General features: G+C 37.9%; 10 protein-coding genes and 2 pseudogenes. 1 reads left to right on the top strand and 11 read right to left on the bottom strand.

What is annotated here, in order from left to right; genetic code table 11:
- Positions 1-37: 37 nt before the first annotated feature.
- The 9 genes and pseudogenes from EXE10_RS08035 to EXE10_RS07995 all read right to left on the bottom strand — a co-directional run bounded on the left by EXE10_RS08035 (position 38) and on the right by EXE10_RS07995 (position 16,461).
- Positions 38-844, bottom strand: coding sequence for a sulfotransferase family protein (locus EXE10_RS08035; protein ID WP_130113005.1), 807 nt, complete (start codon positions 842-844; stop codon positions 38-40).
- Positions 845-1,125: 281 nt separating this feature from the next.
- A pseudogene (locus tag EXE10_RS08030) lies at positions 1,126-6,278 on the bottom strand (DUF4011 domain-containing protein).
- A gap of 116 nt (positions 6,279-6,394) precedes the next feature.
- Positions 6,395-8,653: an Ig-like repeat protein Blp2 gene (gene blp2 / locus EXE10_RS08025; protein WP_130113004.1), complete on the bottom strand. Its 2,259-nt coding sequence runs from the start codon at positions 8,651-8,653 to the stop codon at positions 6,395-6,397.
- A 160-nt stretch (positions 8,654-8,813) separates the two neighbouring features.
- Positions 8,814-9,215 carry a GFA family protein gene (locus EXE10_RS08020; RefSeq protein WP_130113003.1) on the bottom strand — a complete coding sequence of 134 codons (402 nt, stop codon included), beginning with the start codon at positions 9,213-9,215 and terminating at the stop codon, positions 8,814-8,816.
- 87 nt (positions 9,216-9,302) lie between these two features.
- Positions 9,303-10,085 carry a lysophospholipid acyltransferase family protein gene (locus EXE10_RS08015; protein WP_130113002.1) on the bottom strand — a complete coding sequence of 261 codons (783 nt, stop codon included), beginning with the start codon at positions 10,083-10,085 and terminating at the stop codon, positions 9,303-9,305.
- A gap of 326 nt (positions 10,086-10,411) precedes the next feature.
- Positions 10,412-11,527: a beta-ketoacyl-ACP synthase III gene (locus EXE10_RS08010; protein ID WP_068972750.1), complete on the bottom strand. Its 1,116-nt coding sequence runs from the start codon at positions 11,525-11,527 to the stop codon at positions 10,412-10,414.
- A gap of 47 nt (positions 11,528-11,574) precedes the next feature.
- Positions 11,575-15,531 carry a DUF3418 domain-containing protein gene (locus tag EXE10_RS08005; protein WP_416346100.1) on the bottom strand — a complete coding sequence of 1,319 codons (3,957 nt, stop codon included), beginning with the start codon at positions 15,529-15,531 and terminating at the stop codon, positions 11,575-11,577.
- A gap of 115 nt (positions 15,532-15,646) precedes the next feature.
- On the bottom strand, positions 15,647-16,081 hold the full coding sequence (locus EXE10_RS08000) for a hypothetical protein (protein WP_130113000.1): 435 nt from the start codon (positions 16,079-16,081) through the stop codon (positions 15,647-15,649).
- A gap of 119 nt (positions 16,082-16,200) precedes the next feature.
- The gene (locus tag EXE10_RS07995; protein WP_130112999.1) at positions 16,201-16,461 is read right to left on the bottom strand and encodes a hypothetical protein; all 261 of its coding nucleotides are present in this window, start codon (positions 16,459-16,461) and stop codon (positions 16,201-16,203) included.
- 520 nt (positions 16,462-16,981) lie between these two features.
- Between EXE10_RS07995 and ahpC the strand changes: the two genes are divergently transcribed.
- Positions 16,982-17,545 carry an alkyl hydroperoxide reductase subunit C gene (ahpC, locus tag EXE10_RS07990; protein ID WP_068972746.1) on the top strand — a complete coding sequence of 188 codons (564 nt, stop codon included), beginning with the start codon at positions 16,982-16,984 and terminating at the stop codon, positions 17,543-17,545.
- Between the two features lie 74 nt (positions 17,546-17,619).
- Here the strand turns inward: ahpC and EXE10_RS07985 are convergent, their stop codons facing one another.
- Both EXE10_RS07985 and EXE10_RS07980 read right to left on the bottom strand, forming a co-directional pair.
- Positions 17,620-17,976, bottom strand: a complete 357-nt coding sequence (locus EXE10_RS07985) for a VOC family protein (RefSeq protein ID WP_130112998.1) — start codon at positions 17,974-17,976, stop codon at positions 17,620-17,622.
- A gap of 76 nt (positions 17,977-18,052) precedes the next feature.
- Positions 18,053-18,363: pseudogene (locus EXE10_RS07980) on the bottom strand (endonuclease V); the annotation flags it as partial.

Genomic DNA, 18,363 nt, shown 5'->3' with positions numbered 1-18,363 from the left:
TGCTTGATGATTGATTCAGCACACTACGTCTTTGATTTTATGGCTTCGATTTTAACTGCTGCCAAAAAGATAATTTATGGCAACGTTCAAACAAATCTGGTGGCAGAATACTTTTACGCTGATTCAGCTCAATCTTAGCTTTTACTGTATGCATGCCAGGTATTCCATGAACACGGTCAAATACTTCCGCAGAATAACTTAATCGAGTAAAGTCATGCTCGAACCACTCTTCACCGATAAATGAGTAAATCAAACGCATCACTTTTTCAGGTTCAGCGACCAATAAATCATAATCAACTAACAATACAGAACTTGCATGCTCTCCGTAAAAAGCATCCTTAACCGCTGACAGTGAATATCCAAGCAAACGATTGCCACTCAACAAGGCTTCTGTTCGGGTATATACCGTTCCTTTTTCTGCATGAGCAAAAAGTTTTGTATTTTCATAAGGATTCGCCCGATATAGCCTTTCTAGACTATCCATCACCCATGCAACATCACGCACGCAAGCAATCACTTTTGCTTTAGGAAAAACATCTTTAACCAATTGCATACGGGCGCACCACATGCGATTGGTATCGAAAACCACCGATTGTGGGTTGTTTTTATAATAATTGGTAAATAATCCTTTAACTAAGTCACGGCGAGTTTCACGGCTCACAACACCATCAAACTCAGTTCCGACCGAAAGGTTATCTATCAAATTGCTCGACAAGATTGCAACTGGACTTGACATGCCCGCATGGAACTTTGGGTTTTGAGATAAAATTGCAGAAAGTAATGTCGTACCTGAACGTGGTAGCCCAGCGATAAAATGAAATGTTTTATTGTCTTGCTTGCTCACACCTACCCCCAAACTTATGAATATAATCACAAGTCAAAAATTAAAATGTACAGAGTACAAAAGAAATCATATATGTCATAGGGAAAATCCTTTACCCCCATGACATATATTTTTGTCGCCACTAAAGCATCTAAGATTTAAGCAAAATTCATTGCCAAAAAAAATACCTAGAATTGGGTATTTTAAGGTTTTTTATTTATAAAAATTAAATAGATACATTAATAAAACTAACATTTAAAACTAAAAAATCCCTCATTTGAGGGATTCTCCACAAAAATAGATTAAGACACGTTCTGCAACTGCTTCAGTGCTTCTAGTTGCTGATTTAATTTACCTAAATTCCCTTTAGGATCAAGCCACCATTCCACTGTCCAAAGCTGAATAATTTTCCAACCTAGCCCTTTTAAAACTGTTGGACGCAATTGATCGCGATCTCTTGCTGTTGCTGCTTTGGCATAGTCATCACCATCGACCAATATACCCGTGAGATATTGTCCTGAAATTTCAGGATGTTGAATCGCTAGATCGATACGACTATCGCCACTGCCTACAGCCAAATCAACCATCCAACCTTGTTGCTCAAGTTGTTGTTTTAAATACAGCATAAACTCGTCTTTAGATTTTACTTTTTCAGTGCTCTGTGCGTAATACGGCATTTGACCTGTCTTGGCAAAACTTAGGAAATCTTTCAAGTCACGAACACCTTCACTACTGGTACGCGATAAATCAATCTGCTCAGGTGTCAACGTTGAAAAGACATGTAAACCTTGTCTTGCACGGGTAATCGCAACATTTAGACGGCGCTGTCCACCTTGGCGATTCAACGCACCAAAATTCATTAACAATTTACCGTTTTGGTCTGGCGCATAAGTGATTGAGAAAATAATAATATCTCGCTCATCCCCTTGCACATTTTCTAAGTTCTTCACAAATAAGGGTTCAAATCCCTCTCTGCTCAACGCTTCCAATTCAGGATGATTTGCCAATTCATTATCTAACAAATCTTCAATGAGTTTTTGTTGGGTAATATTGAACGTTACCACACCAACTGTTTGCTTATATTCAGCATTTAACTGTTGTTGTAAATGTTGAATAATAAATTCGACAATGGCTTGCGCCTCTGCCTTATTTGTACGTGTATCACCTTTATCATAGATGCCTTGTACAGCATGCAATTGAATCGCGGTATCTTTGGCAACAGGTGCAGGGAATGTGAGTAATTCACCTTTATAATATTTTTGGTTACTGAACTGAATCAAGCTTTCATAACGGCTGCGATAGTGCCAATTCAGCACCAACTCAGGCAATTGAGCTGCCAAACATTCATCCAAAATGCTTTCTAAATCTTCCGTCACCTCTTCATCGACTTCTTCGGTATCACCTTTGCCAAAGAAACTGGTCGGTGGCATTTGCTTATTGTCTCCAACCACGATCGACTGCTGTCCACGTGCCAATGCACCGATTGCATCCCACACTGGAATCTGTGAGGCTTCGTCAAAAATTACCACATCAAAGGTTGAATCTGGATCGAGATATTGCGCAACGGATAACGGACTCATCAACATACAAGGTTTTAAGCCTGTAATTACATCTGGAATTTGTTTAATTAACTCACGCACAGGGATGTGGCGGCGCTTTTTGCCTAATTCTTTATTGAGTAAAGCCCACTGTTTCTTGAATTCGTCTGGATTTTCAAAAATCTTATGCCAACGACGGGTAATTTCTTCGCTGGCGAACTTCTGATGTGCCTGATCTTGCTCAGAGAATTTCTGAATTTTCTGTTGTTGTAACTCACCATTAAACTGATTTAACTCAGGATGTAAGCTAAATTGTTGAATAATAAATTGTCGTGCAAGATTCACATCTAACAATTGAACCGCATCTTGTTGTGTAAACTTATCAACTACTTGTAAATGATCAGCAAAACTTGCTAAACCTTGTAGTTTCAGATCAGTTTTTAAAGCTTGCCAATTCAACCAATGACGCCATTCACCTGTCACTGTTTGTAATTGCGTTTGACGTACAAGTAACGAATTAAAAGCAATTTGTGAATATGCTTTTAAACTTTCAGTTTGTATATGTAGATCGGGTAAGAATTGTGAATAGATTCCATCAATCGATTTAATTTGTTGATTTAGTTCAACAAGTTCATGCTGATTGGCAAAATCCACAGCTTGACGGAGAATTTGAATATCTGGAATACGTGTCGCCAATTGATTTTTTAGCTGTGACCACGCTTTTTCAATATTTTCAAACTGAACCCAATCAGTTTTATCCCCTTGCCAATATTGCTCCAAGCTTTTGCTTAGGCTATTTTCAATTGTAGCAAATTGCTGTTGATGATTCTGTAAGTGAATCAAAATCGGCAAATCATTGTCCACCACTGTAGATGACGGCTTTTGTTTTTCAGTTTGATAACTTCGGATTAAGTTTCTCAGCTGAAATTTTCCAAACCAAGACCACGGCCAGAATTTGGCTGAAGCCTCGCGCCATTTAAACTCAATTTGCTTTAAATCTGCTTGGAAAATGGTTGGATCATATTTAAAAATCAATCGCGTACGATTCTTTGAAATTTCCTCACAAATAGTTTTAGCATCTGAAATTTGACGAATATCAATGGTATCTAGAATTTTTAATAATTTTAAATCATGCTGTTGCGTGAATTGTTTGAGCTGCTGATAGATTGCTAAATCTGCCTGAGCTTGTTGTAAATTTTCAGCTTGCGAAAACTGGCAAATATCTTGCCAAACTTGGGATGTAATTTGGAGCTTTTTGACAATGTCAGCGAAATTTTGCTGAACTTGCAAATATTGATCTTGCCAAGCCAAATTCCAAATATTCGAGCTTGCACCATCCGCAAAACCGTTCAACGTCTCGATTGCGGTAGGCGAAATTTGTTGGTATTGCAAAGTTGCTTTTGCCACAAGTTCTTTCAATTGAGACCGTGATGATTCATTAACTTTCTGAATATCAAGATTGAAGCGTAAATTCACCACATCACGATGCAACAGTTCCTCACTCATCGCATCAAACAAACTCCAACCTATTGGATGTTGTTGATGTAAAACAGCCACATGCTGATTTAGATCATCACGACTATTGACCAACTGTTGGGATAAGAGTTGCCATTCTTCTAAAGTCTGCTTTTGTTCAATCGCATAGGGATTATTATTGTTTTCGGCACGTTCACGTAATTGATCTAAAACTTCAATTTTCTGTGCTTTGGCAGAATGTAATTGTAAACACAAATGCCCTAAACCAATCTGATTTAAACGACGGTAGACCACATCTAAGGCTGCCATCTTCTCTGAAACGAACAGTACCGATTTACCATCTGCCAAACATTGCGCCACCATATTGGTAATGGTTTGCGACTTCCCTGTTCCTGGTGGTCCTGAAAGTAAAAAGTACGTCCCAAAGCGGCTGACATCACCGCTGCAAGTTGAGAAGAATCTGAGGATAATGGCGTAAATAATTGCTGAGGCTGATATTTTTTATCTAATTCTGTCGGATGAGGAAAGGCTTCTTGCTTTTGAAATGGCTCGCGTGGCGTTTCTATCAAATGATTGACCACCGCTTGCTCTTTGAGTTGTTGCATACGTGAAGATAAATCACGCCACATTAAATATTTTGAAAATGAAAACTGTCCAATCGCTGCTTCAGCTTTGACTTCCCATCCACGCATATTGATCACAGCACGGCGTACCAGTTGCAAGACAGCATTGACATCCACGCCTGAATCATCTTGCGGTAAAGGATCTAAACCTGCAATTTCAATTTCAAAATCTTGTCGAAGTAATTGTAATAGTGTTGAATTAAACCGAGGTTCATCATCATACATCCACAGTCGATAACCTGACTTTGCAGACTCACGTGTCATCCGTACAGGAATCAGTAATAGTGGTGCTTTAAAAGTTTTCTGCGCCTTTTCAGATTCTTTCCACTCTAAAAATCCAATGGCTAAGAATAAAGTATTCGCCCCGCCTTCTTCTAAAGCTGTCCGTGAAGCACGGTAGACTTCAACCAAACGCTTATTCAAAGTGTCCGTGTCTAAACCACTGAATAATAATTGACGTGATAAATTTTCATCAATATAGGTTTGTACATGCTGTGCTTCATTCTCTCGAGTCACATCTTTAAGCGAAATATAATCCACACTATGAAAGAAAAAGCCTTTATTTTCAGCTAATGCATCTTCTAACGAAGACAATGTTTTTTCTGAACACTGCAAAGGAATACTCAGACGATTATCTTTAAAATTGAGTAATTTATTGCGTAAACTTAAATCAAGTAATCGTCGCAACCAGCGTTGCACACGTGTGGCGACATTGTCATCCGTTGCAGTCAGACCATACTCAGGCAATGAAGCTTGTGTCCATTCAATTTCGTCAGTGTCTAAATTCTTTTGTACATCAATCTGCGTTGAGATTGGACGAACACCACGCAAACGGCTTTGACGAATATCAATGGCAACGTAAAACTTTTCAATTTCTTCAGGATTTGTTAGGTATTCTTTCGCAACATCTATCGCCTGTTTCAAACTTCCTTTAGAAGTAAGCAATGTAGTTTCGATAAAGGTAATTGCACCCAGTTCCATACATTTACGCAAGGTTTGAATATCGTCAATGAGAACATCCACAATTGGTGTTTCCTGCAACCATACCCCAATAAAACTATGCCCTTGAACCATCATGACAATTGGATCTAGCCCGATTTGCTCTAGAAGTGAACTCATTAACATGGTGGTGTCTAAACAACATGCCATTTTTTCGTCTAGAATTTGTTTGGCAAAACGGATGCGTTGTCCATGTTCGATATAGCTGGCAGGGTTGACAATATAGTGTAGGTCTTGCTCAATCAGCGACTGCCAAATTGCCTGAATTTGATTAAATACTTGTTCATTATTTTTATCTTGATAACCATTTAAACTGCCCAATTGTTTTGCATTCAACCATTCACTGGCACGTTTTAAAATCGGAAGTAAAGATGCAGCATTGGGTTGCGAAAAACTGGCTAACAGTTCTAAGGGTTGCTTCTCACCGCCCCATGTATCGACAGTTAAAACCTCGATCTCCTTTTGTTGTTCTGCGAGTATATTTCCTTCTAAATCAACCCATTTAAAAGACAATGATGCTTTGATATTTTCAGAAAGATTTAAAAGATAATGAATATCAAAATGTAATTTTGGATTATTCAAAGCAATACTTTGTGATGCTTCAATGGCAGCGATTTTAATTTCTGTACTTTGAATAAACTCAGGATTTGCTTGAATAATTAACTTAGTTTCAGCAATACGACTATTACTGCTTAGAGTGATGTTACGAATCAAAGGGATAGAATTCTGCTGAAAAACAAAGTTCAGACTCGAACCGGCATCGACTGAGATTTTAAATGATGTGAGTTGCTGTTGATGTAGAACATCTAAATCTGACATGAAGAATTTTATCCTAAAACTTTTTTGATTATGGATTGCTTGATTCAGCTTACTTTATACCAAATCTGCCCCAATAAAAAAGCACCCGAAGGTGCTTCATTTACGATATTTTATATTTAGAATATGATCACTTGAGGGTTCAATAAATCAGCTATCGTATCTGACTGTACAATAGGAAGCCCAAGAACTGTATCACTATTTGTAGTTGTCAACTGACGCGGATTATCCGAACTTATATCTTGAGCCGATTGTGGAATTGAATTGGCGATCACCTGATCAATCGGACTTGTTACCGAATCAAACGTGTTTACCGAGATCAAATCATTCACATCGACGTCTACTGTACTTGACGAATGTACAACATTTGTATTGTCGTCTACATTTCCGAGTACCTGAGCAATACTACTTGGTTCAGTTACAGGAGACGAAGATATACCAATCGCTGCACTACTAACAGTAGTATCACTAAGATCGTGATTTAAAGAGGCACCATTTACTGAATTTGTTTCAACTGCTACTTCTACAACAGTAAAAGTTCGAGCATCACTGGCTAAACTGGTATTGCCTGATTTGTCTGTCTGAATCGCTGTTAGAGTATGACTACCTAAACTCAAATCATTCTCGAAACTAAACGACCATTTTCCATCAGTACCGACAATCATACTACCTAGTGCCTTTCCATTATCAGAAATGATTAATGTTGCACCTGCTTCACCTGTTCCAGAAATAACAGGACGTTTATCATCTGTTGAACCATTTTCTCCAATTGAACCTGTAGCACTTCCTACATCGTCAGTAACTGTACTAATCTTAGGCGCACTTGGTGCTGTAATATCTTTCGTCCCCGTTACAGTTACAGTTGTGGACTTGTTACCAGTAGCATCTTTTGCATATACCGTTGCTGATATTTTTTCTGTTAATGCGGTAGATAAATTCACAGCATAATGACCATTTGCATCAACCGTAGACGTTCCCAATAATTTATTGGCGCTGTCATAGACTGAAATTGTACTATTGGCTTCGGCAGTCCCCGTGATAATCGTACCTTCAGCATTTAAACTTGCAACAGGCTGATCTGGCGCTAAAGTATCTTGTCCAGCTTTTATGTCTGCGGGTTTAGACTGATTACCAGCAACATCTTCGATAATAATTTTACCCGTTGTACTTGTATCTAAGGCAGGTGAAACTGAAACAGTAAATTTACCATTGGCGTCTGCTGTTCCTGTACCAATCACTATGCCTTTAGAATCTTGGATAATCACTTTTGCATTGGCTTCTGCGATTCCCTTGACTGTCAAACCATCACTCGTGACTTCAAACTTTGCTTGATCAGGTGCAATCGTATCTTTACCTATCTCAATTGAATGCTTGTCAGATTTGTTACCTGAAGCATCTACTGATTCAACCGTACCCACTTGTCCTGAAGTCAATGCAGGTGAGATAGGTACATTAAACGTACCATCAGCACTCGCTTTCGCAGAACCGATTAAATTACCCACTGCGTCATAAACATTAATCGTCGCATTTGCTTCGGTCTTTCCTGCAACAATATTACCCAGTTCATTTAGCTGTGCTTGAGGTTCATCAGGTGCAATCGTATCTTTCGTACCAGTTACATTAGTACTTGATGAATTTCCTGCTTTATCTTTAGAAACTACTGAATAAACATTGTTGTTTAACAGTGCCTCAGGCAATTCGACTGAGTAATTACCATCTTTATCTACAGTCGTCGTTGCAACCACTTTTTTATCTTTATCAATAACAGTAATTGTCGTTCCTGCTTCACCTGTACCTTTAATCGTTTTACCATCCTCACTTAAAGTAGCTGTTGGCGCTTTAGGTGCAGTAATATCACTTGAAGTTTTTGTACTACTATCACCATCTATCAAAGCCAAACCTAGACCAACAGCTGCTACTATCCCTAGTCCCGCTTTCACTGCGCTTGAAGAAAGTAAGTTTGAAAATGAAAAGTCTGTCTCCGATGCACCTGTTGCTGTTGATTGATAAGCTTGGACTTGCTGTACAGCAACAGTATCTGCCCCTTCATACAATAAGGCATCTAACTTTTGTAAACCTGAATAATTCACAAACTTGCCTTGGCTATTAAAATTCGCCACGACAAAACTTCCGTTTGGTTCCGGAAATGTTAAAGAATGTGCTTTAGCCGTATCCACGGTAAAGAAATTTTCTAAGACAATCTGTTCACCATTTTTTAAAGTAATGATTAGGTTATTACCAGATTTAGTTAAACTTTTGACATCTTGCTTAGTTACGCCGACTTGAATAATAGCGGGCTGATCTAGACTTATTTCCCTTGACTGTGTGTCTTGTAATAATATTTTATTCTCTTTTGCTACAACAACGATTCTTGTCATTATGTCCTCAAACAACCACGATGCATTTTCAATAGAATTATACAGAAGACATGTATTTAAACAAATTTACTAGATCAAAAAGATGAAAAATAGAAACATATTTTCATAATTTAAATGCTGAGTATTAAATGGATTAACTCAGAAACTAGCTCAATGTAAATCATTCACAAATTGCTTCTTTAAATTTCACATGATCATCCAAGATTTCAAACCAAGCAGCTTTATAGTCAGTAAATGCATGTGATGCAATCTCAGCCTTTAAGGGTTCATTGATAATCCCCACTCTTAAACGAATCAGATCAGGCAAATCCAAACGTGCACTGAATAATGGTGAACCACAGCTTTTACAGAACACCCGCTTTTTATTGGTTGTTGCATAATATTCTGAACATAACTCTTGCCCTTTAACGATTTCCACATTTTTCGTTTCAATCGGTGCAATTGCAACAAAGGCTGAACCTTGGGCTTTTTGGCATTGCTGACAGTGACAGATAAATACGTGTGGGATTTCGGTATTAATTTTCAGTTGAATACCACCGCACAGGCAGGATGCTGTGTACATTGTTATTCTTTCTTCATTTGTATTGATGAAAACAGATTAGCCTAATTTTTTTGGTAAAACAATCAATATCAAAATACAAAATTCTGATCATTTAGACGCTGCTATATCACTTTCTCGAATCTGTTTTAAATTGTCTATTTCCGTATAAATCAACTGTTGTAAATCATCTCTAAATGCAATCAACTCTTCCATCGTTTCAATCTGATCAATGGCTAAACGGGGCATAAATTTAAAATAAAACGGAATTCTTTTCGGGATAATATGCGTTGGAATCGAAGGAATGACTTCACCCTGACGTAGAAAAGAACCAATTTTTTTATTGGACAATAATTTGTTAAACCATTTTTGTTTGAGTAAAACATTGGCATCAAAACCCAACTCAAAAACTTCATCTCCACCCAAAGCCACAAAGGGTGCAATGTCATAACCAAATTCTTGCGCTAATTTCAGAAAGCCAAAACGCTGTTTCCAAATCAATTGATAGGCTTCACCTTTGCGTTTAATCACTTCTCGTCCACCGCCAGGAAAAACAAGGATGGAATAGCCTTGTCGCATGGCTTCTTTGGCATATTCTTGGATGCCGTCGACACCACCGACTCGCTTGACCACTTCTTTCCAAATCGGGAGATGAAAATGGATGTGATCCGCCAAACTCACCACTGCAATTTTATGTTCATTGAATAGATAATCAATCAGAATCGGAGAATCTAGTACGCCATAGATAGTATGATTACCGACATACATGGCAGGTTTTTGAGGGTTGAGATTTTCAGCACCGAGAAAAGTTGGTCGGAAATAATAGCGTTGTAAAGCACTGATCATTTTTATAATTTTTGAATTGTGCTGAATTTTTAATTCTGTTTTTCTCATGCCCAACCTCTAAATAATTCTAAAAAATTCTTATGTAGACTTTGCTCTTATGAATTTAAAGAATAATTCGATACGCGTAATCGTCATTCGCAACTGTTCGAGGCAAGACCAACTGAGCTATATAAAGTTTTTGCGAAATATTGGCAACTAGACAGAAATCGACGAGTTTTGCGAATGACAATGGTTTTGCCTACTTTTCCCGAAAGAAAAGTAGGTCGAACCGAAGGTTAATTCCTACAATTAAACTTTATTGAAAAGACTCCGCAGAGTAAGTAAAAAGTTAGAAAATTAAAGAAATTACTAAATTCAGTTCATATCAAAAAGATTTAAACCACATGCTTCTGTACAAGAATCGAACCAACCGAATACCCTGCACCAAATGAACACAGCACACCATATTCACCATCACTCACCTGATCCGCAGTACGATGCAATGCAATGATCACACCCGCAGAAGAAGTATTGGCAAACTCATCCAAAATGATCGGCACAAGATCAGGATCAGCTTCAGCAACTTCTTTACCCACGATCAATTTCAGAATCAATTCATTCATATTGGCATTGGCTTGGTGTAACCAAAAACGCTTCACATTTTCAGGTTGAATGCTATTCTTTTCCAACTGTGTCGAAATGATTTTTGCCACCAATGGACACACTTCTTTAAATACTTTACGACCATCTTGACGGAATTGTTTATCGTCACGAGATGTCAATTCTGAACCATTTAAGAAACCGAAGTTGTTACGGATATTGTTTGAAAATTGCGTGAATAAATGCGTATCTACAATTTCAAAACCTGATTTACTGTCTGTCTCTTCAATGATTGACGCTGTCGCCACATCACCAAAAATAAAGTGACAATCACGTGAACGATAGTCTGTATGACCTGATGTAATTTCTACATTCACAAGCAATACACGGCGCGCGCCTGTTTTTACCGCATCATATGCTTGTTTCAAACCAAATGTTGCCGCAGAACACGCCACATTCATGTCATAAGCATAGCCTTGAATACCCAACGCAGTTTGAATTTCAACAGCAACCGCAGGATATGCACGTTGTAAATTTGAACAAGCCAAAATCACCACGTCGATGTCTTCCGCAGTTACGCCTGCATTTTCCATCGCTTGTTTTGCTGCAATCACGCCCCATTCAGCTTGAATAGATAATTCTTCATCAGTACGTTCTTCAAGGCGTGGACGTAAACGATTGATATCTAATACACCTGATTTTTCAATCACATAACGGCGTTTTACACCTGAAGCTTTTTCAATAAATTCTGCACTTGAACCACGACGAGCTGCTACTTCACCCGCTTCAATTTTCTCAGCATTGACGCTGTTAAATTGTTCCACATAAGCATTTAAACTTTCGACCAATTCTTCATTGGTAATCACCTCTTCAGGATGATAGAGACCTGTACCTGTAATACGGATGCCCATGTAAAACTCCTTTTCCAAATTTACAAATATTTCAAATTGTTTCTATTCTAACTGATTCCGAGCTTTTCCCAAACTTTTTGCAGACGGGTTGGCGAAATCGGCATCTTGGTTTTCATCGGTTGAGAGAATATCGAAATGCGTAATTCTTCAACCATAAAATACAGCTCTTTCAAACGATCATCATTTTTAAACTTAAACAGTTTATCCACCCACGGATCAATCTGTGCAATTGCATCATCATCTCGATTGAGATTATTGGGCAAACGCTCCAAACGCAAGATTAAAGCTTTCAAATAACGTGGATATTCCTGCCATACATCGGAAGATTTGCTATAGACAAAGTCAGATAAATTCATCAAATCCAATTGATCTTCCATGTCATCAATATTTTTGGCAAAGACATTTTGATCGACCATCAGTAACTTTTGGCGAATCTCTTGCCATTGAATATAAATTTCACTGATCAGACGCAATGCATCCTGACCATGAGACAGGAATTTTTGCTTGACGTCGATGACTAATTTGTCAAATTCTTCAGCATTAATCGGTAAATCTGTAATCGACATTTGCAAAGTAGCATAGACCAACATCTGTTCCAATTTTGCCTTATCACCCAATGGCGAATACGCCAAAGCCAAAGGTTTGGAAATTTGCTTTTTCAACTGACGAATCAAATCACCGAGTTGCATGTGAATCAAACGAATCACACCTTCACGATGTTGTTTAATGGCTTCATTTTGATCATTAAAAGTCTGAATCACAATACCTGATTCATCTTTGGCATCGAGCTTAGCAAAGTCTTTTGTAGCAACAAGTGCTTGATATTGCTTAACCACCACACCTGTGACTTTTTGCGAAGCTTCAAAAACGAACTTATCAGGGAATGTTTTAAATTCGCCTTTCAATTGTTTCACAGGGCTATGCGTTTCTGTGCGACAACGGGCTTTTAACTCGCTTATATCACGCCCTTTTTCAATCAACTTACCTTTTTCATCAATCACTTTGATCAATGGAATCAAATATTCTTCAATACGTTCAAAAGAGAAATCTTTGGCAGAAATTTGTTCGCCACGCAACTGAAATGCAAGGAAATCGAAAATGTGCGCATTTAAATGTTGTGCATCAACCGCTTTCATCAACTTTTTAGCAGTATCAGGAATCGGTACCAAATTTCGACGCTTATCTTTTGGCAAAGCTTTGAGTAAAGCTTCAATCAAATCTGAACGCCAACCCGGAATCCCCCACGACCAAATATTTTCATCCACTTGTGGCAAAGCTTGCACAGGAATTTTAACCGTTGCACCATCTTCATCATGACTTGGATCAAAACGATAACTTGCTGCCAAACGCAATTGACCATTATGCAAATAATCAGGAAATTGCTGTGTAGTCGGACGATCATTCATCCACAACGCATCATCATCTACAAATAAATAGCGTGGATTTTTCGGCTCAATGGTCGCGCGCCAATCTTCAAAACTACGACGACTTGCAATTTCCGCAGGCACTTTCGATGCATAGAATTGGTAAATGGTTTCTTCATCCACCACCAAATCACGGCGACGTAATTTATCCTCAACGCGTTCAACTTCTTCAAGTTTTAACAAATTATGCTTTAAAAATGGAGGCGTTGTTCCTAAGTTGCCTGTGGTCAGTGCATCACGTAAGAAAATTTCATGTGCCGCAGGCTGATCGACCTTTTCATAATTGGTCGCACGCTTCGGCTCAATAATTAATCCGAATAATGAAATCTGATCATAGGCATTGACCACACCCGGCTTTTTCGCCCAATGCGGTTCAAAATAATGATGTTTTAATAAATTTGGAGCAGCTAATAAAATCCATTCAGGTTCAATTTTCGCCAAAGTTCGCAAATACACTTGCGAAGTTTCCACCATTTCAAATGCCATCACCCACGGCGTATTGGTTTTATGCAAGGTTGATGCAGGGAAAATTCGGGCTTTTTGCTGACGCACTGCCGTAAACACATTACGCTCATCAGTTTTATTGGCAATAAAAGACAATAAACCTGTCAATAAAGCACGATGCAGATTTTCATAATTGGCTTTCTTTTCATTAAAAGACAGCTTTAAACCTTGTGCTAAATCAAGCAATTGCTCATGGGTCTTCTTCCATTCACGTAGGCGTAACCAACTTAAGAAATGCTGTTTTGCAAATGCACGGCGTTTATTTTCACTTAAATTTTCACGGTTCTCAGTCAATGTATTCCACAGTTTGATATAGAACAAAAAGTCTGAATCCGCTTCTTTAAACAATGCATGCTTTTGATCCGCTTGCATTTGTTTATCGGCAGGACGTTCACGTGGATCTTGAACCGCAAGTGCTGCCACAATCACCAAAACTTCATTCAACACACCAAAATGCGCACCGCCTAAAATCATACGAGCAAGGCGTGGGTCAATCGGCATTTTCGCCATTTGTAGACCGATTTTGGTGAGTTCGCCTTGTGATAAATCTTTCTTATTTGATTTGCTTTGAAGTCCCCCTTTGGAAAAAGGTGAGGAGTTTTTCTCCGCAAGAGGGGGATTTTCTTTTTGAGAATTTAAATCTCCCTCATTTATCTTAGGAGAATTCTGATTCTGCTCATCCCGAATCGCCCCCAACTCAATCAGCAACTTACGACCATCATTCACCAAACGGTGATCAGGTGGCTCAATAAAATCAAAAGATTCAACAGCACCTAAACCTAAACTTTGCATTTGCAGAATAACTGACGCCAAGTTAGTCCGTTTAATTTCAGGTTCAGTAAATTCAGGACGACTTTGGAAATCTTCCTCAGAATACAAACGAATACACACGCCCGGTGCAATACGACCACAACGTCCTTTACGCTGATTCGCTGCTGCCTGTGAAACGGCTTCAATCGGTAAACGTTGTACACGAGAACGATAGTTATAACGTGAAATACGTGCAAAACCACTATCAATCACATAACGAATATTCGGTACAGTTAAAGCTGTTTCCGCTACGTTAGTGGCAATAATAATGCGTCGTCCACCACCCGAAGGATTAAAGATTTTCTGCTGTTCTGCAAGTGCTAAACGTGCATAAAGTGGTAAAACTTGGGTATGTTTTGGACCAAATTTCTGTAAGGTTTCCTGTAATTCTCGAATTTCTTGTTCGGTGCTTGCGAAAATCAAAATATCCGCATGTTCAGGATGCCCCTTACTTTCCGCATCGTGGAAACATTCTTCCACTGCCGATACCACTGCACGAGGTAGATTTTCTTCAAAATCATCGAAATCGTCATCATCACTCCCCCCAATCGTCAATTCTGAAATTGGACGATAGACCACTTCTACAGGGAAGCTACGCCCTTCCACTTCAAAAATTGGTGCATTATTAAAATATTGACTGAAACGATTTACATCCAACGTTGCAGACGTAATGATAATTTTTAAATCAGGGCGCTTTTTAACAATTTGTTTTAAATAGCCCATGATGAAGTCGATATTCAGCGAACGTTCATGCGCTTCATCAATAATAATGGTGTCATATTTATTTAAATAACGGTCATTGGATAGCTCTGCAAGCAGAATACCATCCGTCATTAAACGTACGATTGAATCATTTGAACCTTGTTCATTAAAACGAACTTTAAAGGAAATAGATTCACCGAGTTTTTGCCCAACTTCTTCAGCAATACGTTGTGACACACTACGAGCCGCCAAACGACGCGGTTGGGTATGACCAATCATGCCCGTTAAGCCACGCCCTGCAAGCATCGCAATCTGTGGAAGCTGTGTGGTTTTACCCGAACCCGTTTCCCCTGCCACAATAATAATTTGATTGTTTTGAATCGCTTCAATCAATTTATCTGCATATTGGGTTACAGGCAGGTCTTGATTCAGTTTAATGGTGGGTAAACTTGCAAAACGCTTTTTGACCTGATGATTGGATTTTTCAAATAGTTCTTGAAATTTTTCAGGATTCGCCTCTTTGCCTTTTTTCAGCCGACTTAAACGATGACGATCCCGAACCATGACCAATTGATCGACATTGAACTGATTTGGCACAGATAGATTTTCCTAAAGATAAATTTTGAACGAAACATTTTACGCTGTAAGCGTTTTGAATAAAAGATGAATCCATTCGCTTTCAAGTTTTATCGAGTTTTAACAAGTAAATTGCCACAGCACCCCAATACAAATAAAAGATTAGAACAGTGCTAAGTAATACACGATGACCACAGAGAAAAATACTTTCATAAATAACTTGATAAAAAGGTGCAGCAGAAAACATACTCATCGGAATCGCCATACACATCAACATGACCATATTTACTGCGAAAAACCAAAATTTAGTTTTGCTGAAACTTAAAAGAATGGCAAAAAATAATCCAATGATCCCTGCAAAAACAAATAATACAGGTTCATCAGATGCAAAACCTATCGTATTTAAATGAGTAATACCTTCTACCCCATAACCTGTCACACAAAAAGCATCATCATAAATAAATGCTACAAATGTACTCAGCGAAGCAATTACGAGAATTGCAATAGCGAGGAATTGATATTTTTTTGCTTTCACCATTCTATTTCCAATATGAGGAAAAATTGAGATACATCAAATTTAAAATGATAAAAATCAAAATAATTTGACTGAAAAACATGAAAATCATTTACTTATCATGGTTTATTTTAAAGATATTTTTAATTTTCAAAATCATAAAAAATAAACACCAAACTTAAAATAAGAAATAATGATTCTCCAATCACCCAAGCCAACAACCAATAATTTTGACAATAGACAATACTGTCATACACCAAGCCCAATACTGAAGGCGAATCAATCATGGTACTCAGGAAAATTGTTTGCAGAAGAACTAACACAACAAAAAATAACAAATACCAACCTCGATGATAAGACAACAGTAAAGGTATAAAGAAAATCAATGCTGTCAAGGCACTCATGCCAAATATACTTGGATCTTTGCTTATACCGCCATTTAACTGATCAAATGACCAGACTGTATTTTGCCCTACATATTCATACAGACAAAATGAACCGTTCCCTCAAATTACACATACGGAAGCAATCAAAAGAAAAATAACAGCTAGAACTCTCAGAATTTGACTTGTGACCATAGACACATTTGTTGCAAAAAAGCCTATCTTAGCTGAATAAAATTTAAGCTTTGAAATATTTTTTATAACTTTTTTGAAAATTTACCCTTGAAAATAAGCCCATCTGACTGCATGTTGTTTTAGCAGTAAAAGTGATTGTTTTGTCATTCAGCGATCATGTTTTTAATGTTTTAATGACATGGAAATGATGCTGCATGAACAAAACGATTCATTGAAGAAATAGTGTTAAAATTTGACTGATTCGGATTTTCCGATATTAACCATGAAAAAATACTATTTCCCCAATAAGTAAAAATGCACTATTCTACTTTCAAATTAAAGACTAACCTCAATCATGGAGATAATGATGAGCTTGATTAATACTGAAGTTAAACCATTTAAAGCACAAGCTTTCCAAAACGGTCAATTCATCGAAGTTACTGAAGCTGATCTTAAAGGCAAATGGTCTGTAGTTTTCTTCTATCCTGCTGACTTCACTTTTGTTTGCCCAACTGAGCTTGGCGACCTTGCTGACAACTATGCTGAATTCCAAAAATTAGGCGTTGAAATCTACTCAGTTTCTACTGACACTCATTTCACTCACAAAGCTTGGCACGATTCTTCAGAAGAAATCAAAAAAATCCAATACGTAATGGTTGGCGATCCAACTTGGACTCTTGCTAAAAACTTTGAAGTATTAATCGAATCTGCTGGTCTTGCTGACCGTGGTACTTTCGTGATCGATCCAGAAGGTAAAATCCAAATCATCGAAATCAATGCTGGTGGTATTGGCCGTGATGCTTCTGAACTTCTTCGTAAAGTTAAAGCAGCTCAATACGTTCACGCTCACCCAGGTGAAGTATGTCCTGCTAAATGGAAAGAAGGCGAAGCGACTCTTGCTCCTTCTATCGACTTAGTTGGTAAAATCTAATTTATAATTAGATCATACTGATTGAAAAACCACGCTTTTTAGCGTGGTTTTTTATTGAATTATTTCAAATGTACTCACTCAGACCAAATTGCCAGCTCATATCCATCCAAATCCTGAAAATGAAAACGGCGGCCACCAGGAAAACTAAAAATTTCTTGCACAATCTTTGCTCCTGCATCTTTTACACACTGTAAACTGCCTTCGAGATCATGACTGTACAAAATGATCAGTACCCCTCCACTACTTTTTACATTGTCAGATTGAGCAAAACCACCTTTTAAAGCCCCAGAATTAAACTCACAATACGCCGATCCAAAGTCAATAAAAGTCCAACCTAAGTGTTGATAAAAAGCTTTTGATTTCTGAATGTCTCTAACATTAAACTCAATATAATTGATTGCATTTCTTTGGTCACTCAGTGTTTGATCCATTTTTTCCAAACCTTTTTTTCACAATAAAAATTATTAAATAATTTTAATTTACAACAGTTTAATAAAACTTAGATTATTATGGTATTGCTCTACTTAATCGGTCAACCTCTTTCAACAATTCAGGAATACGAAACTTCCCATACATATTTTCCACATGATTCTTGGCGACATCCAAATCAATCCCAATTGCAGTCACATATAAAGGCTTCTGACTTTGCCCTCGTAAAATTTCACAATATTTTGGCGTCCCTTTAAATTCATTTTTAGCTACACCAATCACAGGAATTTTATAATCCAAGGCTTCATATAAATATTGCCCTAAACCATGATGCTGATCTTCTCCTAAGGTGACATAGCCATCTATTACAATTAAATCAATAGGCTCTT

Origin of the sequence: Acinetobacter sp. WCHAc060033, assembly GCF_004209125.1 — a bacterium.
Taxonomy (GTDB): Bacteria; Pseudomonadota; Gammaproteobacteria; order Pseudomonadales; family Moraxellaceae; genus Acinetobacter; species Acinetobacter wuhouensis.
The sequence above is the reverse complement of the archived record's forward strand: the minus strand, read 5'-3'. Positions and strand labels throughout refer to the sequence as shown.

Coding starts and splice junctions, on each gene's coding strand:
- EXE10_RS08020 (WP_130113003.1), bottom strand. CDS start 9,215: ATGTACACAGCATCCTGCCTGTGCGGTGGTATTCAACTGAAAATTAAT.
- EXE10_RS07995 (WP_130112999.1), bottom strand. CDS start 16,461: ATGAGTGCCTTGACAGCATTGATTTTCTTTATACCTTTACTGTTGTCT.
- EXE10_RS08005 (WP_416346100.1), bottom strand. CDS start 15,531: ATGGTTCGGGATCGTCATCGTTTAAGTCGGCTGAAAAAAGGCAAAGAG.
- ahpC (WP_068972746.1), top strand. CDS start 16,982: ATGAGCTTGATTAATACTGAAGTTAAACCATTTAAAGCACAAGCTTTC.
- EXE10_RS08010 (WP_068972750.1), bottom strand. CDS start 11,527: ATGGGCATCCGTATTACAGGTACAGGTCTCTATCATCCTGAAGAGGTG.
- blp2 (WP_130113004.1), bottom strand. CDS start 8,653: ATGACAAGAATCGTTGTTGTAGCAAAAGAGAATAAAATATTATTACAA.
- EXE10_RS08015 (WP_130113002.1), bottom strand. CDS start 10,085: ATGAGAAAAACAGAATTAAAAATTCAGCACAATTCAAAAATTATAAAA.
- EXE10_RS07985 (WP_130112998.1), bottom strand. CDS start 17,976: ATGGATCAAACACTGAGTGACCAAAGAAATGCAATCAATTATATTGAG.
- EXE10_RS08000 (WP_130113000.1), bottom strand. CDS start 16,081: ATGGTGAAAGCAAAAAAATATCAATTCCTCGCTATTGCAATTCTCGTA.